General features: G+C 45.8%; 26 protein-coding genes. 4 read left to right on the forward strand and 22 right to left on the reverse strand.

Annotated features, from left to right (window positions below):
- Nucleotides 1-8 precede the first annotated feature (8 nt).
- The 14 genes from motS to AXG56_RS08855 all read right to left on the reverse strand — a co-directional run bounded on the left by motS (nt 9) and on the right by AXG56_RS08855 (nt 14,252).
- On the reverse strand, nt 9-791 hold the full coding sequence (gene motS / locus AXG56_RS08790) for a flagellar motor protein MotS (protein WP_062514047.1): 783 nt from the start codon (nt 789-791) through the stop codon (nt 9-11).
- Nucleotides 781-1,605 carry a flagellar motor protein MotP gene (gene motP / locus AXG56_RS08795; protein WP_008635438.1) on the reverse strand — a complete coding sequence of 275 codons (825 nt, stop codon included), beginning with the start codon at nt 1,603-1,605 and terminating at the stop codon, nt 781-783. Before motP ends, motS begins: the two co-directional genes overlap by 11 nt.
- 52 nt (nt 1,606-1,657) lie before the next feature.
- The gene (ccpA, locus tag AXG56_RS08800; protein ID WP_008635440.1) at nt 1,658-2,659 is read right to left on the reverse strand and encodes a catabolite control protein A; all 1,002 of its coding nucleotides are present in this window, start codon (nt 2,657-2,659) and stop codon (nt 1,658-1,660) included.
- A 211-nt stretch (nt 2,660-2,870) separates the two neighbouring features.
- Nucleotides 2,871-3,929, reverse strand: a complete 1,059-nt coding sequence (locus tag AXG56_RS08805) for a bifunctional 3-deoxy-7-phosphoheptulonate synthase/chorismate mutase (RefSeq protein WP_026577088.1) — start codon at nt 3,927-3,929, stop codon at nt 2,871-2,873.
- 211 nt (nt 3,930-4,140) lie between these two features.
- Nucleotides 4,141-4,458 (reverse strand): bacillithiol system redox-active protein YtxJ, encoded by a 318-nt coding sequence (gene ytxJ / locus AXG56_RS08810; RefSeq protein WP_008635442.1) that lies wholly within the window; start codon nt 4,456-4,458, stop codon nt 4,141-4,143.
- Nucleotides 4,459-4,520: 62 nt separating this feature from the next.
- Complete coding sequence (locus AXG56_RS08815) at nt 4,521-4,946, reverse strand: YtxH domain-containing protein (protein ID WP_008635443.1); 426 nt, start codon at nt 4,944-4,946, stop codon at nt 4,521-4,523.
- 14 nt (nt 4,947-4,960) lie between these two features.
- Nucleotides 4,961-5,380 carry a DUF948 domain-containing protein gene (locus tag AXG56_RS08820; protein WP_008635444.1) on the reverse strand — a complete coding sequence of 140 codons (420 nt, stop codon included), beginning with the start codon at nt 5,378-5,380 and terminating at the stop codon, nt 4,961-4,963.
- A gap of 179 nt (nt 5,381-5,559) precedes the next feature.
- Nucleotides 5,560-6,855, reverse strand: coding sequence for a UDP-N-acetylmuramate--L-alanine ligase (murC, locus tag AXG56_RS08825; RefSeq protein WP_008635445.1), 1,296 nt, complete (start codon nt 6,853-6,855; stop codon nt 5,560-5,562).
- A gap of 194 nt (nt 6,856-7,049) precedes the next feature.
- The gene (locus AXG56_RS08830; protein ID WP_008635446.1) at nt 7,050-8,165 is read right to left on the reverse strand and encodes a nicotinate phosphoribosyltransferase; all 1,116 of its coding nucleotides are present in this window, start codon (nt 8,163-8,165) and stop codon (nt 7,050-7,052) included.
- A 106-nt stretch (nt 8,166-8,271) separates the two neighbouring features.
- A complete protein-coding gene (locus tag AXG56_RS08835) occupies nt 8,272-11,088 on the reverse strand; it encodes a DNA translocase FtsK (protein WP_062514049.1) in 2,817 nt (938 codons plus the stop codon).
- Between the two features lie 148 nt (nt 11,089-11,236).
- The gene (gene ytpR, locus AXG56_RS08840) at nt 11,237-11,842 is read right to left on the reverse strand and encodes a YtpR family tRNA-binding protein (RefSeq protein ID WP_008635448.1); all 606 of its coding nucleotides are present in this window, start codon (nt 11,840-11,842) and stop codon (nt 11,237-11,239) included.
- A 1-nt stretch (nt 11,843) separates the two neighbouring features.
- On the reverse strand, nt 11,844-12,659 hold the full coding sequence (locus AXG56_RS08845) for a DUF1444 domain-containing protein (RefSeq protein ID WP_035387962.1): 816 nt from the start codon (nt 12,657-12,659) through the stop codon (nt 11,844-11,846).
- Nucleotides 12,660-12,871: 212 nt separating this feature from the next.
- Nucleotides 12,872-13,189, reverse strand: coding sequence for a thioredoxin family protein (locus tag AXG56_RS08850; RefSeq protein ID WP_008635452.1), 318 nt, complete (start codon nt 13,187-13,189; stop codon nt 12,872-12,874).
- A 34-nt stretch (nt 13,190-13,223) separates the two neighbouring features.
- Nucleotides 13,224-14,252 (reverse strand): PTS transporter subunit IIC, encoded by a 1,029-nt coding sequence (locus AXG56_RS08855; protein WP_026577086.1) that lies wholly within the window; start codon nt 14,250-14,252, stop codon nt 13,224-13,226.
- Between the two features lie 197 nt (nt 14,253-14,449).
- Here AXG56_RS08855 and AXG56_RS08860 point away from each other — a divergent pair, with 197 nt between their 5' ends.
- Entirely contained in the window at nt 14,450-14,890 is a 441-nt protein-coding gene (locus AXG56_RS08860) for a YtoQ family protein (protein ID WP_026577085.1), read from the forward strand.
- 35 nt (nt 14,891-14,925) lie between these two features.
- Here AXG56_RS08860 and AXG56_RS08865 read toward each other — a convergent pair whose 3' ends face one another.
- On the reverse strand, nt 14,926-15,438 hold the full coding sequence (locus AXG56_RS08865) for a DUF84 family protein (protein WP_008635459.1): 513 nt from the start codon (nt 15,436-15,438) through the stop codon (nt 14,926-14,928).
- Between the two features lie 120 nt (nt 15,439-15,558).
- Nucleotides 15,559-16,626, reverse strand: a complete 1,068-nt coding sequence (locus AXG56_RS08870; protein ID WP_062514051.1) for a M42 family metallopeptidase — start codon at nt 16,624-16,626, stop codon at nt 15,559-15,561.
- A 152-nt stretch (nt 16,627-16,778) separates the two neighbouring features.
- Here AXG56_RS08870 and AXG56_RS08875 point away from each other — a divergent pair, with 152 nt between their 5' ends.
- Complete coding sequence (locus AXG56_RS08875; protein ID WP_008635462.1) at nt 16,779-17,096, forward strand: PepSY domain-containing protein; 318 nt, start codon at nt 16,779-16,781, stop codon at nt 17,094-17,096.
- Between the two features lie 41 nt (nt 17,097-17,137).
- Here AXG56_RS08875 and AXG56_RS08880 read toward each other — a convergent pair whose 3' ends face one another.
- Both AXG56_RS08880 and trmB read right to left on the reverse strand, forming a co-directional pair.
- A complete protein-coding gene (locus tag AXG56_RS08880) occupies nt 17,138-17,998 on the reverse strand; it encodes an MBL fold metallo-hydrolase (RefSeq protein ID WP_062514053.1) in 861 nt (286 codons plus the stop codon).
- Nucleotides 17,999-18,065: 67 nt separating this feature from the next.
- Nucleotides 18,066-18,710, reverse strand: a complete 645-nt coding sequence (trmB, locus tag AXG56_RS08885; protein ID WP_008635467.1) for a tRNA (guanosine(46)-N7)-methyltransferase TrmB — start codon at nt 18,708-18,710, stop codon at nt 18,066-18,068.
- Nucleotides 18,711-18,974: 264 nt separating this feature from the next.
- Between trmB and AXG56_RS19440 the strand changes: the two genes are divergently transcribed.
- Nucleotides 18,975-19,145: a hypothetical protein gene (locus AXG56_RS19440; protein ID WP_008635471.1), complete on the forward strand. Its 171-nt coding sequence runs from the start codon at nt 18,975-18,977 to the stop codon at nt 19,143-19,145.
- A gap of 83 nt (nt 19,146-19,228) precedes the next feature.
- Here AXG56_RS19440 and AXG56_RS08890 read toward each other — a convergent pair whose 3' ends face one another.
- The 3 genes from AXG56_RS08890 to AXG56_RS08900 form a co-directional block, all read right to left on the reverse strand.
- On the reverse strand, nt 19,229-20,041 hold the full coding sequence (locus tag AXG56_RS08890; RefSeq protein WP_008635479.1) for a phosphotransferase family protein: 813 nt from the start codon (nt 20,039-20,041) through the stop codon (nt 19,229-19,231).
- A 154-nt stretch (nt 20,042-20,195) separates the two neighbouring features.
- Complete coding sequence (locus AXG56_RS08895; protein WP_062514055.1) at nt 20,196-20,465, reverse strand: diacylglycerol kinase family protein; 270 nt, start codon at nt 20,463-20,465, stop codon at nt 20,196-20,198.
- Complete coding sequence (locus AXG56_RS08900; protein WP_062514057.1) at nt 20,422-21,120, reverse strand: diacylglycerol kinase family protein; 699 nt, start codon at nt 21,118-21,120, stop codon at nt 20,422-20,424. Before AXG56_RS08900 ends, AXG56_RS08895 begins: the two co-directional genes overlap by 44 nt.
- Nucleotides 21,121-21,206: 86 nt before the next feature.
- On the opposite strand from AXG56_RS08900, the gene AXG56_RS08905 reads away from it, so the two are divergent.
- Nucleotides 21,207-22,211, forward strand: coding sequence for an EAL domain-containing protein (locus AXG56_RS08905; protein WP_062514059.1), 1,005 nt, complete (start codon nt 21,207-21,209; stop codon nt 22,209-22,211).
- Here AXG56_RS08905 and AXG56_RS08910 read toward each other — a convergent pair.
- Nucleotides 22,198-23,106 (reverse strand): nuclease-related domain-containing protein, encoded by a 909-nt coding sequence (locus tag AXG56_RS08910; protein WP_062514061.1) that lies wholly within the window; start codon nt 23,104-23,106, stop codon nt 22,198-22,200. The two genes, AXG56_RS08905 and AXG56_RS08910, sit on opposite strands and share 14 nt — an antisense overlap.

Here is a 23,106-nt window from a genome sequence, read left to right on the forward strand (position 1 = left end):
CCGGGAAGTCAATTACTGCCTTCATATTCAGGATCCAGTATGACAATTTCGACACGGCGGTTCTTACTCCAGTTCGCCTCTGAATCATTCGGAGCAATCGGCCTCGTTTCTCCATAGGCGACCGCAGTGAACCTCTTCGGATCCAGCGTCTCGGTTTGATCCAGCAGGTACCGTATCACACTGCTGGCTCTCGCTCCGGAGAGTTCCCAATTGGAAGGGTAACGGAAGGAAGAAATTTGTCTGTTATCCGTATGCCCCTCGACTTTGACAAAGTTCGGAATGTTGTCAAGCAGCGTACCAACCTTCGAAAGAAACGGCTTGGCGCCATCCAGCACCTCGGCACTACTCGTCTCGAACAGCAGTTGTTCTTCCAAAACGAGTACCACCCCCCGCTCTGTCTGAGTAGCGGATATGATATCACCTAGTTCATTCTCTTCTATATACTCATCCACTTCTGCTTTCAATTCTTCCAGGTCTTCCGTTTCGGCATCCTTCTTCTCTTCCTTGTCCTGTTCTTTATCATTATCAGGCAGTTCGTACTCATTGTTCTTTTCTCCATTTTCCTGCGCTTTCGCCTGTTCCGTCGGGTAGTCATTCTCCACTGCCGACGGATAGAAGTCGAAGATCATCCGATTACGGAATGATTCCGCAAGCGCTTCGAATTTGACGAGGTTGATCTGCGACATGGAAAAAAGCAGGACGAAGAAGACAAGGATTAATGTAATCATGTCTGCATATGTAGTCATCCACTGGGGGGCTCCCCCCTGCTTCTTCTTCCTGTTACGCTTCATTAGCAGCTTCTCCCATAGATTCCGCCTGCTTCTCTTCTTCTACATAACGCTTGTCCTCGTCAGAAAGAAAAGCGCTCAGCTTTTCTTCCAGTACTTTCGGATTTTGCCCGGACTGTACTCCAATGACGCCTTCAATAACCACCTGTTTCATGAAGAGCTCCTGATCCGTACGGTTTTCCAGCTTTCCAGCCATTGGGATAAACACAAGATTCGACAACAGTGTTCCATAAAAAGTGGTCAATAAGGCAACGGCCATCTGAGGCCCGAGTGTTGCAGGATTGGACAGGCTCTGCAGCATGAGTACAAGACCGATCAGAGTCCCGATCATTCCCCAGGCAGGAGCATACTCCCCCGCCTTCTCAATGATTGCCCGACCTCGATAATGGCGCTCCTCCACTGCATTGATTTCGGCCTTCATGATATCTGTGATGACCTCAGGCTCGATTCCGTCCACAGCAAGAAGAATGCCTTTCTTAATGAAAGGATCATCCACTTCGTCGAGCTCTGCTTCCAACGCAAGCAGTCCTTCTCGTCGCGCCCTTTCTGATAATCGAACAAATAAGCTGATCAGTTCCCTCAGGTTCCTATCATGCTGTTTAAATGCCTCTTTCATCACACGGAAGGTGAGTTTCACCTCACCTACGTTAAAGTTGACCATTAACGCAGCGATCAAACCGCCGATAACGATGATGATGGAAGAAGCTTGTATAAATGATGTGACCCCGCTGAATCCTGCACTGGACATAATACCGAACATTACCATGATGAATCCAATAGTAATTCCGATCGGAGTCATTAAATCTTTTTTTGTCATGCCAATCTCTCCTCAGTTCGGAAAAAGTACCGTAATACTTTTAATATCGGTACTATTTCGACTGAGTTGAGTTTCTTTCAATAATTCGGTGTGGCAAAATGACGTTCTGCTCTTCCACTTCTTCTTTATTCATTAGTTTCGTCAACAGGCGCATAGCAACGGCACCGATATCATACATCGGCTGAACAACGGTGGAGAGCGTCGGACGGACCATTGTAGCAAGGCGCGTGTTATCAAAGCCAAAGATCTCCATATCTTCCGGTACACGAAGTCCTTTGTCCTGAGCACCGTGAATCACTCCAAGAGCCATTTCATCAGAGGAGACAAAAACCGCTGTCGGATGATTGTCCATTTCCATCATTTGATCGACTGCTTCCAGTCCGGAATCATAGGAGTAATCCCCCGTGATAATAAGATCTTCCGCTTTGTCAGCTCCGCTTTCCTTCATGGCGCGCTTGTACCCTTCCAGTTTCTGCGTATTAATAATCGTCTCTTCCGGCCCAGAGATAAATGCGACACGATCGTGATCGTGGCTTAACAGTAATTTGGTTGCATCATAGGCAGCTTCTTCATAATTGATGTTGACAGCTGGAGTTTCCATCGATTCATCGACCGTCGCAGCCAACGTAATCGGTACAGAAGACGTCTTGAATTCACGGATATGATCTTCTGTAATATTACCGCCCATGAAAATCAGGCCGTCCACTTGCTTTCCGAGCATAGCGTTGATGAGGTTAAGTTCCTTATCTTTGTTTTGATCGGAATTACTCAAAATAATATTATAGTTGTACATAGTGGCAATATCTTCGATTCCACGCGCAAGCTCGGCAAAGAAAATACTGGAAATATCAGGAATGATAACTCCGACCGTCGTCGTTTTCTTACTTGCTAGTCCACGGGCTACTGCGTTCGGACGATAGCCCAGACGTTCGATCGCTTCATGTACTTTCTTTCTTGTTGCCGGCTTAACATTCGGATTTCCATTGACCACCCGTGATACGGTCGCCATGGAAACATTGGCTTCTCTCGCTACGTCATATATCGTTACATTCATCTTGCTTCCTCCTTATGAAATCCCTTCGATCCATTTATTCAATAGAACAATCATACGATAAATCGCTTACCTGCGCAATATTCGTGTACTTTCTACAAATATTGTACCCTTAACATTATAACGAATTGCACATTTGCTGCAAAAGTTCTTTTTTATTTATCTCAAAAAAAAGAAGCCAGGCTGAACGATCAGCCTAACTTCTCAGAAAAGCTTATTTGGTTAACTCTTCCATGAAGGTACGGAAAGTAGGAATATCCATCTGCTGGGCTGAATCGGAAAGTGCAACAGCCGGGTCCGGGTGAACTTCGGCCATCACTCCGTCTGCCCCGATCGCCAAGGCCGCTTTCGCTGTCGGAAGAAGCAAGTCTCTTCTGCCTGTGGAGTGCGTAACATCGACCATGACAGGAAGGTGTGTCTCCTGCTTCAGAATTGGAACGGCCGAGATATCAAGCGTGTTTCTCGTCGCTTTCTCATACGTTCGGATTCCGCGCTCACATAGGATGATGTTTTCGTTCCCTCTTGAGATAATGTATTCGGCTGCGTTGATGAATTCAGAAATGGTAGCGGAAAGACCGCGTTTTAGAAGAACCGGTTTATTGACAGAACCCGCCGCTTTCAATAATTCGAAGTTCTGCATGTTTCGTGCACCGATTTGAATCACATCAAGGTAGTCAAGCGCCTCTTCCAAGTCTCCCGGATTGACGATTTCACTGACGACAGCCAAGCCCTGCTCGGAAGCGGCCTGCTTAAGAATCTTCAGACCTTCTATACCAAGACCCTGGAAATCGTATGGCGACGTCCTCGGTTTGAATGCTCCGCCGCGAAGAAGTTTCAATCCTTGGTCTTTAACAGCCTTCGCTACTTCCGATACTTGCTCGTAACTTTCAACCGCACATGGCCCCATAATGAAATGCGGGTTGCCATCACCGATTTTTTCTCCATTGATCGTTACAATTGTATCTTCCGGCTTTTTCTTACGGGATACAAGCAGCGCTTTCCGGTGATCGTCTTCCTGAAGCTCCAGTGCCGCTTTAAAGATTTCTTTGAATAGATGAACGACCGTGGAATCTTCGAACGGTCCGTCATTATGTTGGGAGAGTTGGTCGAGCATCGCTCTTTCCCTCACTGGATCAAAGCGGTTCATGCCCTGCTGTTCTTTAATCTGGCCAATTTCCTTTACCAGATCACCGCGTTTATTGATTAAATTCAGAAGCTGCAAATTAACGTCGTCTAATTGACTACGCAGCTGATCAAGATTTTGATTACTCATTTCTTTCTCCCCCTAGCATGAATTTTAAAATAATTTGTAATTTAATATAATAATTAAGGGCAATTATAGCTGACTTTTTCACTATTGTCACCCCCATTAAGGGCTTTCACTTGATATTTGTAGAAAAAGTTGGATTTTACCTGGAGAGGACCGTCCGAAAATACCCATAAAAAGAACGCGCCGGTGAATTATGGCACGTTCTTGAATACTTTTATGCGTGGGACAGGCGTTCCTCGGTGATCGACCCATGGCTGGCATCCCAAACGGCTTCTCCTTCTTTAAAAAAGATAGCTTGGGGAGACTGGTGGCGGATGGAGAACTGCTCCGCTACATAGTTGGATAACGGCCGCGCCGTCTGCACGTATAAGGTATAACATGGGTACTCGGATCTTTCTGCGAACCTGTCATATTGTCCCTTCGCATTTGCACTGATCGGACAGGTCAAACTATGCTTCAACAAAAAGAAGGAACCCGCTTCTTTTCGAATCTTCTCAAACTCGTCCATTGTCTCAATGATGTTCTCTTCCATGTGTTTACGACCTCCTGAAATAAAAACGATGGGAGCGGTTCCCCGCACCCATCGTCTCCTTATTATAGGTTGGTAGATGTAGCAGAATCCTGCTGTTTCTCCAGTTCTTTTGCAGCTTCTTCAATAGCTTCCGCCACTTCCTGAGCTGCTCTTTCCGCTTCATCTTCTTCACTGGTACGCAGACCCTTCACTTTATCCTTCACTTTACCACCAAGTTCCTGTGATCTTTCCGACACAGACTTGGAAAGTGTAGAGGATGTCTGGACAGCGCGGTCTTTCCACTCTCCACTTTTCTCATAGGCGACGTCTTTCCATTCGCCGGCACGTTCTCTCCACTCGCTAGAGCTATGATTGATGTCCTCGCGCAATTCACGTCCGGATTTCGGAGCAAGAAGTAAGGCGACAGCCGCACCGACAAGCCCCCCGATCAGTGAGCCCAGTACGAAGTCTTTGCCGCTTCCGTTGCTTTGTGATTTGTTTTGATTCATCATCAATTCCTCCTTTAAGATTTAAGATCCTCTTTCTTGGCTTTCTTCCACAAATTGATGGCTACATGCCCCCACTTCATGGCTTGAGCCGCCGAATCCGTATTCTCATTTGCAGATTTGTTCAAACCTTTGGAGAAGGAACGGATCGAATGGTTGAATTCCTGCACCGTGTCGCCGATACCTTTAACACCGTCAACAAGCGTATTCAGCTTCTGGGATTTCTCACCGACGTCTTCCGCCAACTTATTTGTTTTATTCAATAAGGCAGTCGTCTCCATGGTGATGCCTTCCATCTGCTTCTCTACCCCTTCAAGGGTGTCAGCCACGTTGTTCATCGTCCTGCGAACAGCTGTCAGCGTTCTCGCTAAGAATATGACAAGAACGGCAAATGCAACTGCTGCAATCAACGCAGCAATGTAAAGAATAATAATCATTCCCCCTGCACACTCCTTCTTATGTAATCGACACAGTCCCGTATATACCCTAAAGCGTATACAGGTAAACGTGAAGGTTACGTTAATTGGACATATTCGATATCATAACCGAAAATTCCTTTTTTATTTATATTTTATGTAAAAAACGTGCGGCTTTCATGGAACGCCGCACGTTTTTATCACTTCGTTTCCTGCTCGTAAGCTTCCTGGAACTTCTGAATATCCCCAGCACCCATGAATAGAAGAACCCCGTCTTCATATTCTTTAAGCTGCTGTGTTTCATCAAGCTGCAGCGTTTTTGCTCCTGGAATCAATTCCTGCAAATCAGTGATGGACAATTTGCCCTCATTCTCTCTGGCAGATCCAAAAATATCACAAAGAAATACATGGTCTGCTTCCTTCAGGCTGTCCGCGAATTCGTTCAAGAACGTCTTTGTACGTGTGAACGTATGCGGCTGGAAAATCGCGACGACCGGGCGTTCTCCGTATTTCTTTCTGGCCGATTCGATCGTAGCATTGATTTCAATCGGATGATGCGCATAATCATCGACGAGAACCTGCCTATTCCACTGCTTTTCTTGGAAGCGGCGCTTCACTCCGCCGAATGTCGCCAGCTTCTTGATCTGTTCCGGCTGCATATCTTCATAATGACAGAGTGCAATGACACTAAGTGCATTTAATACGGTATGATTTCCAAACTGCGGAATGGTGAATGTGTCGTAGTAGTTGTTTCTGACAAACACATCAAAGGTCGTGCCTTCTGCACTTTCCTGAATATTCTGAGCTTGAAAATCATTCGTATCAGCAAGTCCATAATAGAGGACAGGAACGTTTGCCTGGATATGCTGAAGGTGTTCATCATCTCCACAGGCAATGATTCCTTTCTTGACTTGTTTAGCCATTTGCTGGAACGCTTGAAACACGTCTTCAATGCTGGTGAAATAATCAGGATGATCAAAGTCGATGTTTGTCATGATGGCATAATCAGGCTCATAGGATAAGAAGTGTCTGCGGTACTCACAGGCTTCAAATGCGAAATATTTACTTTCCTCGTGCCCTCTTCCAGTCCCGTCACCGATCAAGTAGGAAGTGGGATAATTTTCTGTAAGCACGTGGGCAAGCAGACCGGTTGTGGACGTCTTACCATGCGCGCCTGTAACAGCGATGCTCGTATATTTCCCGATCCATTCCCCAAGGAAATCGTGGTACCGATAGAACGGCAGCCCCTGGGCCTTTGCCTCCTGTATTTCTTCATGATCTTCGCCGAATGCATTCCCTGCAATGATCGTGAGGCCTTCCTTGATGTTGTTTCTTGTAAAAGGCATGATTTCTATATTCTTTGCTTCTAATGCGTCTTGTGTAAAGAATCGTTTCTCAACGTCTGATCCTTGAACCTTCTCACCAGAATCATGAAGAATCTGTGCAAGCGAACTCATTCCTGTTCCTTTGATACCAATGAAATGGTAAGTTGTCATAAACAAGAACCTCCAAAATAAAGTGGGTCACTTTAAGTATAGTATATGTAACTTGTAAAAATCTGCGATTTCGCTTCCAGTTACATCTGTTAATCTTTGCGCTTTCTTATCTTACCACGTTCCGAAGCGAAGAAAAAGTGGGGAAGACAAAATCAAAAGGCACAAACGTTGAACGTTCGTGCCCACCCATATCCTCACTGGTCATCCCCAATAAATTCCACGCGTTCCAACCTGGAATTCGGCTTATATCTGCGTCCTTCTTTCGCCTCAGGTTTGCCGTTTATGATGACATTATCACCAGTGAAACCAATATTGATTTTAAGAAGGCTCCCGCCTACACCGTACATATCGACTGGAACTTCCTGCTCTTCGAATGCTTTGATCCGCTCCTTCGTAAACCCGCCGCTTACGACGATTTTCACATGACGATATCCCTCCTGGTCAAGAGCTCGTCTTAGTGCAAAAATCAATTCGGGATTCACTCCCCTGGGATCAAAGGTACCCATAAGGTGCTGGTTTCTCAAGAAGTATTTATCCACAAGATTCCTGGATGTATCGAGGCGCACCCCTTTCAATTCTTCTCCGAATTCCCGCGCTACTTTCAAGGAGTCTGAAATGACGTCATTATTATAATCGACAAGCGCCATCAGCTGATCGTCAGGAAACTGTTCGTGGTAAGCTTTCGTAGCCGCAACGACATCCCCCTGAAACATCTGAATCAATGCATGAGGCATCGTCCCCATGCCCTCTTTCCCCCACCATTCGTTCATGGCATGGGTTGCTTGAGCTGTCGATCCGCCGATAAAAGCAGAATAACCGTCACCAGATTGCTGGGTGAAATGATCATCCCTGTCTCCCATGAAGATGATCGGCTTCTGCTTCCCTGATGTACGGGCTGCTTTTACGACATTGTACACGTTCGTCGCAACAGATGTACGCCTGGCAAGAATCCCATCAATCATCCCTTCCAGAAAGCCGAAATATTGATAAGGACCTGTAACCGTCAACACCGTTTCATAAGGTACGATCTTATCCCCGTCCTTCAAAGAGTGGATCTCCAGTTCCTCTGGATGATCGGCAAACGTATGGATAAGAGCAATCACTTCATCCGTCCCGCATAAGACGGCATGGTCTTTCTGGAAAAACTGCATCGTCACCTGGTTTTCCGGAAGATGATTTTCTACAATATCCCTGGTCTTCAGGAAATAGACGGCTGAAAACCATCCCTCTCCGGCTCGTTCATCAAACTTGAATGTCTTGTTCGTCAGTCGGCTGATCTCGCCATTCAACTTGCGTGAAATTTCTTTCATGACTTTACTCCTTAAACATTAGGTCGTTTGTATCTTGAAAAATACATTCTTAGACCATCATATATAATTGAGAAGTAATACACAAGCCTTTCCTTCCAAGCTGGTATCACTCCATCATTTCGTCGATCTGCTGCCTCGTCAATAAAATGTCTCTCGGCTTGCTTCCTTTTTGTTCAGAAATAATCCCGTATGTTTCCATTTGATCAATCAGTCTGGCAGCACGGTTATACCCGACTTTAAATCGTCGCTGGATGAGTGAAGCGCTCGCACCGTTCTGTTCGACAACAAAGGAAACAGCTTCATCAAACAGCTCATCCGTGTCCTCTTCCGATGCCACCTGCTGGATCAGTTCATCCTGATGGAACAAATACTGCGGTGGAGCCACCTTTTTGACGTAGGCAGTCACGCGTTCAATTTCGTCATCGGAAACGAAAGCCCCCTGTATTCGCAATGGCTGGCCCGAACCGTTTTCAACGAACAGCATATCTCCCTTACCCAGCAGTTTTTCCGCTCCGGAAGAGTCGATGATTGTTCTGGAATCGACTTGAGATGAAACACTGAAAGCAATTCTTGTCGGTATATTTGCTTTGATTAATCCTGTAATAACATCCACAGAAGGACGCTGCGTGGCAAGAAGCAGATGAATTCCACATGCCCTTGCCTTTTGGGCGATTCTGCAGATCGCATCCTCGACATCCTGCGGGGACATCATCATGAGGTCGGCAAGCTCATCGATGACAATGACCAGATACGGCATCTTCTCTGATTTACGCCCTTGCTTCATGATTTTATCATTATAGCGTTCCACATCCCGAACGCCTTCCTTCACGAATTTCTCATATCGCTCTTCCATCTCTTTCACTGCCCATTTCAAAGCAGTTGTTGCTGCCTTCACATCCGTGATCACAGGGGAGACAAGGTGCGGAAGATCATTGTATGGTGCGAGCTCCACCATCTTTGGATCAATCAGCATGAACTTAACATCCTCATGGTGGGCTTTATATAATAAACTGATCAAAATCGTGTTGATACATACACTCTTTCCTGAACCAGTCGCTCCCGCAATGAGTCCGTGCGGCATTTTCTTCAAATTGGTCACGATGGAATCACCACCGATATCGAGACCGAGACCAACCGCAAGCGGTGATGGATCTTCCTGGAAAGCTTCTGATTCAAAAATTTCCTGGAGTCCCACCATCTGAGAGCGTTTATTAGGTACTTCGATTCCAACCGCCTGTTTACCCGGAATAGGGGCTTCGATACGAATATCTTTCGCCGCCATGCTTAATTTAATGTCATCAGCGAGGTTGGTTATTTTGCTTACTTTCACACCCGGCTCCGGCTGCACTTCAAATCTGGTAACCGTCGGGCCTTTCATTGCATTGACGACGTTTGCGCGTACATGGAAATGACGCAGCGTTGTTTCCAATAGCTCCATCTGTTCTTTAATCCAGCTGTCATCATCTGAAGTAGGACGGACCGGATCCTCCAGCAGATGAAGAGGAGTAACGTATTCTTCTCTTACATGTCCGGGTTTATCATTCGTTTCCTGTGGAAGAGAATCTTGTTTCATTTCTCGATTCGATTCCACTTTCCGTTCCTCTTCCTTCAATTCTACTTTCTTGTTCTGAGGCGGTACCGGCTGATGATCCCGGGTCCTTTTGTCTCTAGGAGTCATTAATACGTTGAATGGCACACGCCGCTTCGGCTTCTCCTCGACAGGCTTTTCATCGGACACTTCCACGGCTTCATGATCTTCAGGCTTGTCCTCAGAAAAGTTTTCATCCTCTTCCGTCATGGAAGGAATGGTGGACTCAGGCGTTTCTGCTATTGAGTTATCCTCTGTTTCCACTCGATCTACAAGCTCTTCTTCTGTAATCATTTCCTCTTCCCGTATCCGTGATGAATCGCCCTCATAAACCTCTTCTTCATCATGACTGACAGGTAGGTCTGCTTCTGACACGGAGTCCTGATAAGAAGGGGCGGGGTCCTCCAACGGCTGTTCCACATCTTCATCTGCACCTTCTTCCGTCTCAGGCACTTCCTCTTCATCCAACATCAGCAGACCCGTGAAAGGTTCCTCCGGTTCCCTGTCTATAAGTGGTTCGGATTCGTGCGCTTCCAACGGATCGTTTTCCTTCGAGTCTACCTCTTCTGAGCGTGCTGGAGTCTCTACTTGTGACGGCTCATCGGAAGCCTCATCGAACCCCTGTACTGCTTTCTGAAACGATTCCATATCGTCCCCACGTGCCGCTTCTTCTTGAGGAGTCTCGAGTTCCAAGGAGGCTGCTTCTTCCACGTTACTTTTTTCTTTTATCTCTTCATCCGCAAGCTCTTCCACGGTAGGGAGCTGGTTTTCTGATTCTGTCACCGGTCTCTGAGGCTCCGGTTCATCCATCCGAATCCTCATACGTTTTCTTAACTCCTGCCATTGCTTCTCGTCATAGGAGTTAGTATAGAACCCTTTCTGCTGCTCTTCTTCTACTGCATACTCCAGTGTTTCCAAGCCCTTCGTCATTTGTCTGGCCTGGTACCCATAGATCGGCGACGGCACATCTGTAGGAGTAAACGGTACCGATGTTGTTTCCGGCAGTTCCTGTTCTTCCTCCTGTTTTCGCTGCTTTCTTCGCACAGGTTCTTCCTGTTTCTTCTGTTCCCCAAAAGGACGCTGCCTTCTGACAGGACGGTTCTCTAATGGTTTTTCTTCCTCCTCCACCGATGCGGAGGGATGTTTTGGACGATCCGGAATGACAGGAAAACGAAACTCCCCCTGTTTTGGATAACGATACGTCATCTTCGTCCTTGCATTGACTTCCTGGCGTTCATTCGTAAATCGTTCGTCTTTATTATGTAACGGCTTCTTCTCTTCTGCCTCATCATTTTCAAACCATTTTTTCATTTTGCTTTTAATGTCTTTCCACATTACGTTCCCTCTCTTTTCAAAAGCATGATTATCCCTATTTTAACAGGTTTACAGCATGTATTGCTTTACATTCCCTTTAAAAATGACTTTTGAATCAAAAAAAGCAAAGCAGCTAGGCTACTTTGCTTAAATTCGACATGTGCTTCCATTAAACTTCAAAAGTCTGACCGACTTCGTAATGGTCCTCCAGCACTAGAATGCCTTTTTCTTTCGGAGCGTCCGGCAGATCCAGCTCTTTGGCGGAACAAATCATACCGGAAGAAGGAACTCCTCTCAACTTAGCGTCTTTAATCTTCATTCCGCTTGGCATCGTCGCTCCTACTTTAGCAACGACCACTTTTTGACCCTCTGCTACGTTTGGGGCACCACAGACAATTTGAAGCGTCTCTTCTCCTACATCCACTTGGCAGACGCTTAACTTGTCCGCATTCTCATGGGGTGCCTTCTCTTTCACAAATCCGACAACGAATTTCGGGGATAGATCGAAATTGAGGACGTCGTTCAATTGGTTTTTCGTGAAAAGATCTTTAATCGGGGCAAGCATCTCTTCGGTAAGTCTGATCTTTCCCTGACCTTCAAGGTTGAAGTATTCCGAAGCGTTGAATATATTGTAGCCTAAAAGCGATCCGTCCCTTTTGTCCGTGATCTTCACCACATCTCCAAATGCTTCCTGTTTGATTTCTTCGCGATCTCCCTCTTTAACAGGGATGATCAGAACATCTCCGATTCCTTGACGATTGTAAAATACGTGCATATTAATCTTCCTTTCGGTCTCGTTTCGGTTTCTTCTGCGCCAGGATAAAAATCGGCTCCAGTTCTTTATCCTCATATAAGAAGGACAGGGAAGTGACAGGAACCGTTCCTTCCGCAAAGAATTTCATAGCCATCTGAGCTAATATATCATAACCCTCGGGGTTTTGGACATCCGCAAAAATAATGACGTCCTGATGCGGGATGCTGATAGCAAGCTCTCCCTTACATTCGGCTTTCAGTTTTTCGAGTAGTGCTTCATTGAGAATTCGGCTGGCATCGTAGCCGTCACGTGCGGAATGGAAGTAAAAATCATTGCCATAGACGGTATCCTTCTTCATCTCCACCGGCAGGGAGCGAACATTAAATCCCGCCACTTCCTTGATCCGATCGAGAGACCATCCTTCTTCTTGCAGCATGTCTTCATCAATCAGCTTATAGGACTTACCCAAATCCAGTGCATAATAGATTCTTGTCTCCGCTGTGTGTTCCGCATATACAAGCTGCTTTCCCTTGTCCTCTGTAGGGAAGGAAGCCGCTCGGATGACTGGATAGATCTGCTTCTCTTTCCCGGAGAGCGTATGTTCTTCATTCATGACCCGGAGGGCTTCCTGAACATGATCTTCCAACTCGTCAAGAGCTTCCTCTCCGCGCTGCTGGAATTTAGCAATGACGTTCGGGAGAGTGATGGTAATGCCCTTACCGGTTTCTGCCCATTCTACACGAAACGTATCTTTATCCCTGTTAAAGACCGTCTTCCATTCTGCATGATTTAAGCGTTCTTCCAATTTTTTCTTCAATTTAATACTTGTCATCTTCATAATATTTCCTCCTTCTACACTGGAAGAAATCGACGTTTCTTCGAATTTCACTGCCTCTTATTATACACACAAAAAAGCATTAATAAAAAGGAAACGGTAAAGTGATCCATCACAAAACGTTTCGCCTTATGCTGTCTATTTTTCACCGTGCCCCTCAACAAGTAAAAACGGACGTGTTTCTGTAAAACACGTCCGTTTGTTTGTCCTATGAATTATCTGCTTACTTGTATGAGAAAGTCCTCAATCTCTTCTTGAGATTTACGATCTTTGCTGACGAACCTTCCTACTTCTTCCCCATCACGGAAAGCAAGGAAACTCGGAATTCCGAAGACATCGTTTTCGGCGCAGACGTGGATGAATTGATCACGGTCTACGTAAACGAAGGTCCAATCAGCATATTTTTCTTCCAATTCCGGAAGAAACGGTTCAATTACCCGACAGTCCGGACACCAGTCTGCAGAAAACAGCAGGATAACCGGTTTCTCTTCTATCAAATCTTTCAATTGTTGATCAGATTCTAATGTAATCATTGTGGAACACCTCCGATGCTATTTTAGCACACGTTCACTCATAATCAATCGTCATGTCTCCCGGCTTGATCCACCCTTTCCTCCGGAAGGCGATGGCAATAATATAGCTGATCAAAGCCGGACCGATCAGGTGAAGGAAGAGGATCATGCCAAAAACACTCCAGGAGAATCCCATCGTTTCGAATGTCATGATTTGACCTACAAAGCCGCTTGTTCCCATTCCAGCCCCTGCTGCATTATTTTCCATTGTAAGCCATACGGTTGCCACAGGTGCCAGCACAGCACCAGCGATCGTTGGAGGAAGAAGGATCAGCGGATGTTTTACAATGTTCGCTACTTGAAGCATCGACGTTCCGATTCCCTGAGCAAGCGCTCCTCCTATGCCGTTATCTCGATAACTGATGGTCGCGAACCCGATCATCTGGGCAGCGCAGCCCACGGTCGCCGCTCCGGCTGCTACGCCATCGAGTGACAGCATAAGGGCAATGGCAAGGCTGGAAATCGGAGCCGTCAATGCCAGGCCCATCAAGACAGCGACAACGATTCCCATCCATAACGGCTGCTGCTGCGTTGCCCAATTGATGACTTCTCCTAGCCCCGTCATAAAACCACCGATCGGAGCTCCGATCCAAGAGCCGACCATAAATCCGATAACGATCGTGATGAACGGCGTGAGAATAATATCAATTTTCGTTTCTTTGCTTACTAGTTTACCGAATTCTGTGGCAGCGAGAGCAGCGATATAGCTCCCCGCCGGACCGCCGGCCTCCGCCCCGGCCGCTCCGCTGAACAAAGCTGCAAAAATGACTAAAGGAGGTGCTTTTAATCCATAGGCAATCGCCGCTCCGATCGCACCTCCCCATATCTTCGTATCCATCGCAAGCGTCCCCATTTCTATAAACGACTGCGAAAGGGGACCAAGACTTGTTTGTTCACCAAGCGTCTTGATAATTAATCCGATGATCAAGGATGAAAACAACCCAAGTGCCATATAGCTGAGGGCGGTTATCAAATATGATTGAACCGATATATGTACTCCTTTTCTTGTTAGAAAATCTTTCACTGCCATCCCTCCCGTATGATTCCGCCCTTTATCATACAATTTTTATTTACATGTGTAAATACACCAGTATGAAGTATTTTGTACCACATCCTAGTATGAGCTTACGGCAGGGAGTTATTCCACGAAGCTGCCATACTGGACAGAATACGTTTTCTTTCGCATACTGGTTAGAAAGGTATAAAATGGGAGGAGATAAAATGGAGTTAACCGTTTACTTAGCGGGACAGATTCATGACGACTGGCGCCTTCAATTGAAAAAGAAAGCAGAGGAAAAAGGGCTGCCGATTCACTTCGTAGGACCACAGGAAAACCACGATCGTTCTGATGATATCGGAGAAGCCATACTCGGAAAGCAGCCGGACAAACTGTACCGGGATGACGCAGCTTCCAGCGTGAACAACTTCCGCACACAGGTTCTCTTGAACAAATCAGACGCCGTCATTGCATTATTCGGTGAATCGTACAAACAATGGAATACGGCTATGGATGCAAGTGCAGCGATCCATCTGCAGAAACCACTGATCCTTATTCGCCCTGAGTCGTTAATACACCCATTGAAGGAACTCTCGAATAAAGCAGATGTGACGGTCGAAACCATGGAAGAGGCTTTAGAAGTTCTCGCCTACGTGTACGAATAAAAAAAGCGCGGAGCCATTCGGCATCCGCGCTTTTTTTATTTGTTCATCTGTCTGTCGTATTCCCACTGCCCCTTCAAAAGTTTCACTACGTGGGTGAACATTTCGGCACGATCGATGATCCCATTTGTAAAAATGCCGACAGCCCCTTCATTTTTTCGGACCTCGTGCTTATCTGCATATACATCCATCAGTTCGCCCAGTTCTTTTCCTCTTTCCAGGCCGGCTTTAATTTCTTCCGGAAGCATGATTCTGGCACCGCTCGCGGTGTATACATTCTCTTTCTCATCTACGAGCGCTCCCCAATTACAAAGATAGAGATCATCCTCGATTTCCATCACGCCGCCTTCAAGGCCGATGCCGAGGTCTGCTTTATTCTGGGAGGCACATTCTCGGGCACGATTAATGGCACCTTCCAATGTCTCTTCATCAGAAAAAGGCTGAGCAGCCACTTTAGACTCTACGTCGATTCCCACGATTTCCATCTCCGGAAATATGCGTTTAACCGATTCTACTTTCGTTGGATTCTTTGATCCTACATATATTTTCACGTTAGATACACCTTTCATTTTCTCTGATTAGCTTATTCTTTACGTTTCATACTTTTTTGCTATCCTATTCTAGCACAAAGTCACGCAGGCTGAAATCAGCACGCGTGACTTTAAAGAAACTCAGCCATTTTGTTTTATTTGGTCCAGCGTATTCTGATCTGTAGAGCGTACGAGCTTCACAATCAACTCTTTTGCTGCTGCGTAATCATCCACGTGAATGATGGACGAGGAAGTATGAATGTATCGGGAGCATATTCCGACGACAGCAGAAGGGACTCCATTATTAGACATGTGGACCCTGCCGGCATCCGTTCCACCTTGGGAAATAAAGTATTGATACGGAATATCGTTCGTTTCCGCTGTATCCAAAATGAAATCTCGCATACCTTTATGAGTAATCATTGTCCGGTCGAAAATACGGAGAAGCGCCCCTTTACCAAGTTGACCGAATTCTTTCTTATCTCCGCTCATATCGTTTGCAGGAGAAGCATCCAGCGCATAGAAAATATCCGGATTGATCATATTGGCAGCAACTTGAGCTCCCCTCAGACCGACTTCTTCCTGGACCGTAGCGCCAGAGTATAATTTGTTTGGAAGCTTTTCCCCCTGCAGTTCTTTTAACAGCTCAATGGACAAACCACATCCGTACCGGTTATCCCATGCTTTCGCCATGATCTTCTTCTCATTAGCCATAGGAGTAAAAGGACAGATCGGTACAATCGGCTGGCCCGGTTTGATGCCGATTTTCTCCGCGTCTTCCCTGTCATCCGCACCGATGTCGATCATCATATTTTTTACTTCCATCGGCCGCTTCCTTTGTTCCGGTGTGAGATTGTGAGGAGGAATAGAGCCGATAACTCCGACTACCGGTCCCTTGTCGGTAATGATTTGGACACGCTGTGCCAGCATTACCTGGTTCCACCAACCTCCGAGCGGCTGGAACCGAAGCATCCCATTACCCGTGATTTGAGTTACCATGAATCCTACTTCATCCATATGACCTGCAACCATTACGGTCGGGCCTTCGCCTTCTTTGACACCAAAAACGCCGCCCAAGTTGTCCTGAACGATAGAATCTGAATATTTACCCAGCTCCTCTTTCATAAATGAACGTACAAGATGTTCGTTCCCCGGTGCACCAGGGAGCTCTGTCAATGTCTTAAAAAGAGTGCGTGTTTCTTGATTCATATGTACCTCTCCTTTTTATCCTTCTGCTCTTATTTTACCGGAATTTTGAAACCGTTTCTACAAATCCGCCACAGGAGCATAGTTTTGTTTTACTTTTATCGGGAATATTTAGTATACTGGGTAGCAGAAATCAGTTATGAGGTGATTAACAAATGAACTGGAAAAAAGTTGCAATAGCTGCCGGTGTAGGAGCATTGGCTGGCTACGTAATCAAAGAACAAGTAAGCAATAGTCAAGGTGTCACACCAGAGAAAGCTTTGAAAATCGCCAAGGAAGCATTTAAGAAACAGGGACCTATCAGTGGTTCATGGGTGTACATGCAGCCGGAAGAACTGAACAAAAACGGCATCCACTATGATGTGTACCGTGGAGGTATCGCAAAGAACAAAGACGGCGAAACATCGCAGTTTGAGTTCTACATCGATACGGAAACCGGTACGATCGTAGATGTCGCAGAAACTACTGCTTAATCCAGGGAAGACCTTCGGCCGTCAGGCGGAAGGTCTTTTTTCTACTTTTGGTATTCATGCCTGCTCTTCTTCTCTACTTCCTCGGTTACTTTCCCTTCTTCGTCGAAACGCAGTGCACGATAAATGGCATCATGATAAAAGATATACCACGCTTGTTTCCCATATCCATACTTCATCCACTTCTCTTTCTCATGAACAGAGGTCACCGGGTAATCGTCATAGGCGAGCGCCCACAACACGTTTTGGTGTGCATGCGTCGGCATAAGGTCTGCCATATGCAGAAAACATACTTCCCCCTCTTCATAAAGGAGGATGGAGTGTCCGTCGCTATGCCCGCTCGTATGGATGAACCGTAGACCCGGAACGATTTGCAGCTCCTTCTCAAATGTATGTACCAAATGCTGGACTGGTTCCCAATTCGCTTCCCAATACGTATTTTTGGAGCGCATGTTCGGATTCCGCATTTCCTCCCATTCCACTTCACTCGTATAAATAACCGCATTCGGGAACGTGGGGACTAGTTCTTCTTTCTCCCAAGAGGTAAGCCCACAGGCATGATCAAAGTGCAGGTGTGTCATCAGAACTACGTCTATGTCACCGCAAGTGAGGCCCATTTCCTCTAATGAGCTCCGGATGTTTGATTCCTGAAATACACCATAATTTCGTTTTTGTTTATCCGTAAGCTTTCCCTTACCGATACCGGAATCAATCAACATCCGCTTACCGTCGATTTCCAACAAAATCGGGTCGGTCCTCAATTCAATCTGATTGTTTTCGTTCACGGGATACTTGCGACTCCACAAAGGCTTCGGTACTACACCAAACATTGCGCCGCCGTCCATATGGGTGACGCCGCCGTCGAGCCACGTCAATTTAGCACGGCCGATTTCCATCGTTTCCATCCAACACCCCTCCAACTATAAAGATAGCTCTAGTCTATCATATAGACCAGAGCTATTGTAAACGGTATCAACCGAGGAATCTAGCCGTGCATCTGTAAATAGGCTGTCCTTTGGCTGCAAACTTCTCTTCATATTCTGTTGTCACATTGAGAGGATCTTCATCGGCGTGAAGATCGACGGATACATCTTCCAAAGTCATCCCGAATTCGGAAAAGCTGATCAAGGAATATTCAAACAGCCCTCTATTATCCGTTTTCAACGTCAAACGGCCTTCCTCAACCAACACTTCTTTGTATTGTTCAAGAAACGTATGGAACGTCAGACGACGCTTTTCATGCTTATTCTTCGGCCAAGGGTCAGAGAAGTTCAAATAAATATGATCCACTTCCCCTTTATCGAAAAGTTCCCGCAAATCCTTTGCATTTTCATTAACCATTCGTACATTCGTCGTTTCGGCAGCCAGCACTTTCTTCACTGCACCTACGATGACACTTTTAACGAACTCCAAACCTACGAAGTTTACTTCCGGATGCTGTTTCCCCATTCCGGCAATAAACTGGCCTTTCCCTGATCCTATTTCTAAATGGAGCGGTTGTTCAGGGTTCTGAAACAACTCTTTCCATTTTCCTTTGTTATCAAATGGGTGTTGAACGACAACTTCATCATGTTCTCTGAGAAAGTCGTCCGCCCACGGTTTATTTCTTAAACGCATGTATGGTATTCCTCCTTCTTATCGTTAGTATGGTACCACGAAGAGTGCAAAATTTAAAACTTTTTTATGATTTGCAAGCGAAGACGTGAAAACACGAACATGAGGGAAGAAATAGCAAGAGAAGGGTGCTATTTCCCCTACATGCAGGACCACGTACAGATAGTGCTGTTTATGAAGGATTGGCATACTTTCATTGTAAACGCTTTCTGATTTATGCTTAATATCGTGTGAGACACTAATAAGCAGGAAGGATGATCAATTCACATGCTTGTAAAAGCGATGGAACTGGCGGTTTTAGCCGCATTCTCTGTACTGTTTGCAGGATACGCACTATTCATTTACCCATTGGAGAAACTAAAAGAAGTTACCAGCTCAGAAGTAAAAGCGAAAAAGCTTAAATATACACCACAAACGACTGAAAAAACCGTTGCCTGAGGCAACGGTTTTTCTTTGTCTGGTATGGATATAAAGAATAAAATCAGCTTGCAAAGACAGGACGTTGTCTCAACAAGCTGTATTCATAGAATTTCATGTTTTTTCATAATCCTTTTCAGTTTATCCAACCGAACCATCGCTTCATCGTATTCCCCGCGCATCTGGTGCCATTGAATAAAGGACAGAGACTGAGATACGGAGTACCATTTCATTCGCTGGTACATATGATCATCCAGTTCTGTACCATAATGCTTCAACCACATGTCCCACTGATCTTCCGGAATGTAGTTGTACAACAGCATGCCAAGATCGAGAGCAGGGTCGGCGACCATAGCGTTGTCCCAATCAATTAAATAAAGACGATCATCCGAAGACAGCAACCAATTGTTATGATTCGTATCACAATGGCATACCACATGCTTATGATATTCCACTTCTTGGACATGTTTGTCTAGGAACCTGATGGCGTGATGAATTTCAATTCTCGGATCGACCTGATCCAACACCTTTTGGTTTTCTTTAAGATCCTTCAAAATTTCTGCAGGGGTCAATGGATGCTTCCCGAGCCTCATCAACATATCCAACATTTCTGAAGAATGATGGATTTTGCTCAGCAATGCGGCAACTCGAGGATGCTTCATTTCTTCCGTCTTCAATTCCCTGCCTTCCAGCCACTCTTGAGCTGTTATGACATCGCCATTCTCCAACCGTTTGGTCCAAACAAGCTTGGGCACAATTCCTTCAGCAGACAACACGGCCAGGAAAGGAGAAGAATTACGTTTCAGAAACAACCGTTTCCCTTCTGTCTGAGCATAATAAGCTTCACCCGTTGAGCCGCCGGCTGGTGTTACGGTCCAATTACTACCAAGTATATGTTCCAACCAATTCACCTTCAATTCCTCAAATCCTCTTGTGATTGAATCACGTCATTGTTTCTGAATCTATTATATCGTACTTTAGTAACGATCCAAAATTAATTTTCATCCGTTTTTGAGCGTGTACCTTAGAATAGATTAACCCATAATTCTGTCTAGTTTCAAGGAATATCTTTTAATCGCCTGCAATCATCGATTTTGATGGCGCTTTCTCAATTGTACAGGTGTACGTTTCACCAGCCTGGCCATCCACTTGAAAAGGCACAGCAGCCCGGGAAGTTATTTTTACTCGTTTAGCCTTGATCAGGTGGACCTCCTTGATTCTTGCATGCCATCCTGTAAAAACGCTGAAAAAGAGCACAGCCAATTTCCTTTTTGATATGGGATCGAGGATCAGCAGCTCAAACTCTCCTTTGGTTAAATCTGCGTGCGGCGCTATCTTCATCCCCCCCTCCAAAATATGGATGATTGGCAATCGTCAGCATCATGATCTCCCGCCCCGGGTAAAAGACGCCGTCGATATCCAGGTCTACCTTAATCGGTGCTGAATTTCTAATCGATGCAAGTAAAGCTGCAGGATAGGTCAGAGAGGAAAACAATCTTCGTTTTCCTTTATTGCGTGATTTTGTGACCCTTCCTGCAATCCTACCGTCAAGTCCGAACCCGATACTATTAAGAAACAAGCGGGTACCATTTCTTTTTCTCCCATGAAGGTCATAACACCCCAAACGGAGCTGGTGAATTCTGGGACGACGGATCATATTACGGAACAAAGGCAGACCACGCTCCCTTAAGCCCAGCCCTCTTGCAAAATCATTCCCTGTCCCCGCAGGCAGGAAGCAGATCGGAATAGAGGGATAACTGCGCGCTCCGTTTACGACCTCATGTAAGGTACCATCTCCACCCAGCACGATGATGGATGATAACGTATCTTGATAGATTTCCGTTACCTGCCTCGCTATACGTTCTGCATGTCCTTCCTCTTGTGTGAAGAAGGCACGGCAATTTTCAGCTTTGTAGGAATGGTCCCTCTGGATCCTCCTATACATCTTGGCCGCTTTCCCTTTCCCGGCAACCGGATTCACGATAATGATATTCATAGGACATTTCTCCTGATTTTTAAGTCGTATAATTATGCAGCTGATTACTATTCTATTATAATATTAATTAGAAAGGAGGAGTTCCAATGGCTAAAGATTGCACGTACTGTGGTACAACAGTCACCATTCCTGACAACGGCGCCTTAATCATTCGAGCCCATTCGGAATTGTCCCGTCGCGGTGTACCCGCTGATGAGGGAGTACATATTATTCCCTACCAAAACAGAGAAAACCTGCAAGACATCCTTGCAGACCTCCTGTCCAAGGGGGTGAAGGAGGAAGAATGGATCCATCTGTCTTCTGGTTCCATGGCTCAAACATTCCCGATCACGATCGAGCACCTCTTTGCGAGGCTTTGTCAACCGGAGCTTGAAAGCTTGATTCATCAAGGTGATTTTGAGGCACACCTCCAGCCGATCCTCAATATGAAGGACAGCAGCATTTTTGGATATGAGGCTCTGCTTAGGACGAAAGGAAGGCAAGTAAATCCCGGTGAACTCTTTGATTACGCTGCACGTTCAGGACTTCAGTCTATGCTGGATCAAAAAGCCCGGCGTGCTGCTGTTCAAGCCAAGGCAGAGCATTTACAGCCGGGGCAGCACATCTTCATCAATTTCCTTCCATCTACTATTTATGTACCGGAATTTTGTTTAAAGCATACTTTTCAAATAGTGGAGGAATTTTCTATCGATCCGGCAGACCTTGTTTTTGAAGTAGTGGAAACAGAAAAAATTACGGATGTTCGGCACCTGAAAGGTATTTTGGATACGTACAAATCATCCGGTATGCGTGTAGCTCTCGATGATGTGGGGGCAGGATACAGCACAATAGAAATGCTTTCTCTACTACAACCCGACATCGTGAAAATCGATCGTTCCTACATTAATGGATGTGCCGGGGATCCAATCAAACAACAGTTTTTATTTGAAGTACTGCAGCGTGCGGACAAGCTTGGAATTGACGTGCTTGCGGAAGGAATCGAAACCGTAGAGGAGTGGAACTGGCTGCAGAGCCAGGGAGTCGGGTACGGTCAAGGATTTTACATTGATAAACCGCGCCCCGTTCCGTCAAAAGAACTCATTCTTCCCTAGACTCTTCTTCGTCTACATCCCATTCCGGCCGTTTCACGGAAGATGTGCGGCAATGGTACAGCAGTGCTTCCGCAGCCTTTAGCTGGTCGTGCTTGAATGGTGACGTTGTATTTCTTTTGTCTTCCAGCCAGTGTGCGTAGCGTTCTCTACCTATGTAATCTGTTTGGAATGGTTCTTTCACTCCGGAGAACGTCCATTGCGGTGCAAGCACCACTTTTCGAAAAGGAAGATGGATATTATATTTCTTCCAAACACTTTTCACATAGGTTTCCGACCGTCTTAATGACAAAAGCGGGTTCATGATTTTGCGCTGCTTTCCATTCTCTTCGACATACCAAGCTTTTTCAGCACTCGGGTAAACCGTTTCACCCGGAATGGCGGAAAGGTCATAAATCAATTCGACCCCGTGTGGTCCGATCAACAAAGGCTCGATTTCCATCTGAGCCTTTTTGATCGTTACAATCGGTCTGTACATAAGGAGATATGTATCCGGGAGCCGCTGCAAGTAAAACTTCAGCCGCTCATCCTCCCGGTACTCTGGCGCAAGAAAGGATCTCTCCACCAGGGTTTTGGAAGCCCAAGTCAATTGGAGAGAGAATAAACCATCCAAAAACTGCTGCTTCCTTTCTGCCATACTGACGGGACTTTCTTCCACTTCCGGTCTATGGTCTGGTTTTTCTTCTTCTTTTCTCATCCATCGTCTCCAGAAAGGTGAACGCAGTGGTTCCGTGTCTTCCAGAGATGCTGCCTCTATCCCCGTGTCTTTTGCATGCAGAAATTCGTGTCTTGCTTTTTCCCACTGCTCTTTCTTTAATTGGATATATTTCGTCGGGTATTGAAAGATGTTTCGCTGGTATCTTGAAATGTAGTCCTGTAATTTAATCAACTGTGCCAT

The organism is Halobacillus sp. KGW1, assembly GCF_001592845.1.
Lineage (GTDB): Bacteria > Bacillota > Bacilli > Bacillales > Halobacillaceae > Halobacillus.

Excerpts from the sequence above, each read along its gene's own strand:
- AXG56_RS19440 (WP_008635471.1), top strand. The coding sequence starts at position 18,975 with ATGCTTGTAAAAGCGATGGAACTGGCGGTTTTAGCCGCATTCTCTGTA.
- AXG56_RS08835 (WP_062514049.1), bottom strand. The coding sequence starts at position 11,088 with ATGTGGAAAGACATTAAAAGCAAAATGAAAAAATGGTTTGAAAATGAT.
- AXG56_RS08860 (WP_026577085.1), top strand. The coding sequence starts at position 14,450 with ATGGAGTTAACCGTTTACTTAGCGGGACAGATTCATGACGACTGGCGC.
- AXG56_RS08895 (WP_062514055.1), bottom strand. The coding sequence starts at position 20,465 with ATGAAGATAGCGCCGCACGCAGATTTAACCAAAGGAGAGTTTGAGCTG.
- AXG56_RS08830 (WP_008635446.1), bottom strand. The coding sequence starts at position 8,165 with ATGAAAGAAATTTCACGCAAGTTGAATGGCGAGATCAGCCGACTGACG.
- murC (WP_008635445.1), bottom strand. The coding sequence starts at position 6,855 with ATGACAACTTACCATTTCATTGGTATCAAAGGAACAGGAATGAGTTCG.
- AXG56_RS08880 (WP_062514053.1), bottom strand. The coding sequence starts at position 17,998 with ATGGAAACGATGGAAATCGGCCGTGCTAAATTGACGTGGCTCGACGGC.
- trmB (WP_008635467.1), bottom strand. The coding sequence starts at position 18,710 with ATGCGTTTAAGAAATAAACCGTGGGCGGACGACTTTCTCAGAGAACAT.
- ccpA (WP_008635440.1), bottom strand. The coding sequence starts at position 2,659 with ATGAATGTAACGATATATGACGTAGCGAGAGAAGCCAATGTTTCCATG.
- AXG56_RS08815 (WP_008635443.1), bottom strand. The coding sequence starts at position 4,946 with ATGAATCAAAACAAATCACAAAGCAACGGAAGCGGCAAAGACTTCGTA.
- ytxJ (WP_008635442.1), bottom strand. The coding sequence starts at position 4,458 with ATGGAAGAGAACATCATTGAGACAATGGACGAGTTTGAGAAGATTCGA.
- AXG56_RS08910 (WP_062514061.1), bottom strand. The coding sequence starts at position 23,106 with ATGGCACAGTTGATTAAATTACAGGACTACATTTCAAGATACCAGCGA.
- AXG56_RS08845 (WP_035387962.1), bottom strand. The coding sequence starts at position 12,659 with ATGAAGATGACAAGTATTAAATTGAAGAAAAAATTGGAAGAACGCTTA.
- AXG56_RS08805 (WP_026577088.1), bottom strand. The coding sequence starts at position 3,929 with ATGAGTAATCAAAATCTTGATCAGCTGCGTAGTCAATTAGACGACGTT.
- AXG56_RS08900 (WP_062514057.1), bottom strand. The coding sequence starts at position 21,120 with ATGAATATCATTATCGTGAATCCGGTTGCCGGGAAAGGGAAAGCGGCC.
- AXG56_RS08875 (WP_008635462.1), top strand. The coding sequence starts at position 16,779 with ATGAACTGGAAAAAAGTTGCAATAGCTGCCGGTGTAGGAGCATTGGCT.
- AXG56_RS08850 (WP_008635452.1), bottom strand. The coding sequence starts at position 13,189 with ATGATTACATTAGAATCTGATCAACAATTGAAAGATTTGATAGAAGAG.
- AXG56_RS08905 (WP_062514059.1), top strand. The coding sequence starts at position 21,207 with ATGGCTAAAGATTGCACGTACTGTGGTACAACAGTCACCATTCCTGAC.
- AXG56_RS08870 (WP_062514051.1), bottom strand. The coding sequence starts at position 16,626 with ATGAATCAAGAAACACGCACTCTTTTTAAGACATTGACAGAGCTCCCT.
- motP (WP_008635438.1), bottom strand. The coding sequence starts at position 1,605 with ATGACAAAAAAAGATTTAATGACTCCGATCGGAATTACTATTGGATTC.
- AXG56_RS08820 (WP_008635444.1), bottom strand. The coding sequence starts at position 5,380 with ATGATTATTATTCTTTACATTGCTGCGTTGATTGCAGCAGTTGCATTT.
- motS (WP_062514047.1), bottom strand. The coding sequence starts at position 791 with ATGAAGCGTAACAGGAAGAAGAAGCAGGGGGGAGCCCCCCAGTGGATG.
- ytpR (WP_008635448.1), bottom strand. The coding sequence starts at position 11,842 with ATGCACGTATTTTACAATCGTCAAGGAATCGGAGATGTTCTGATCATC.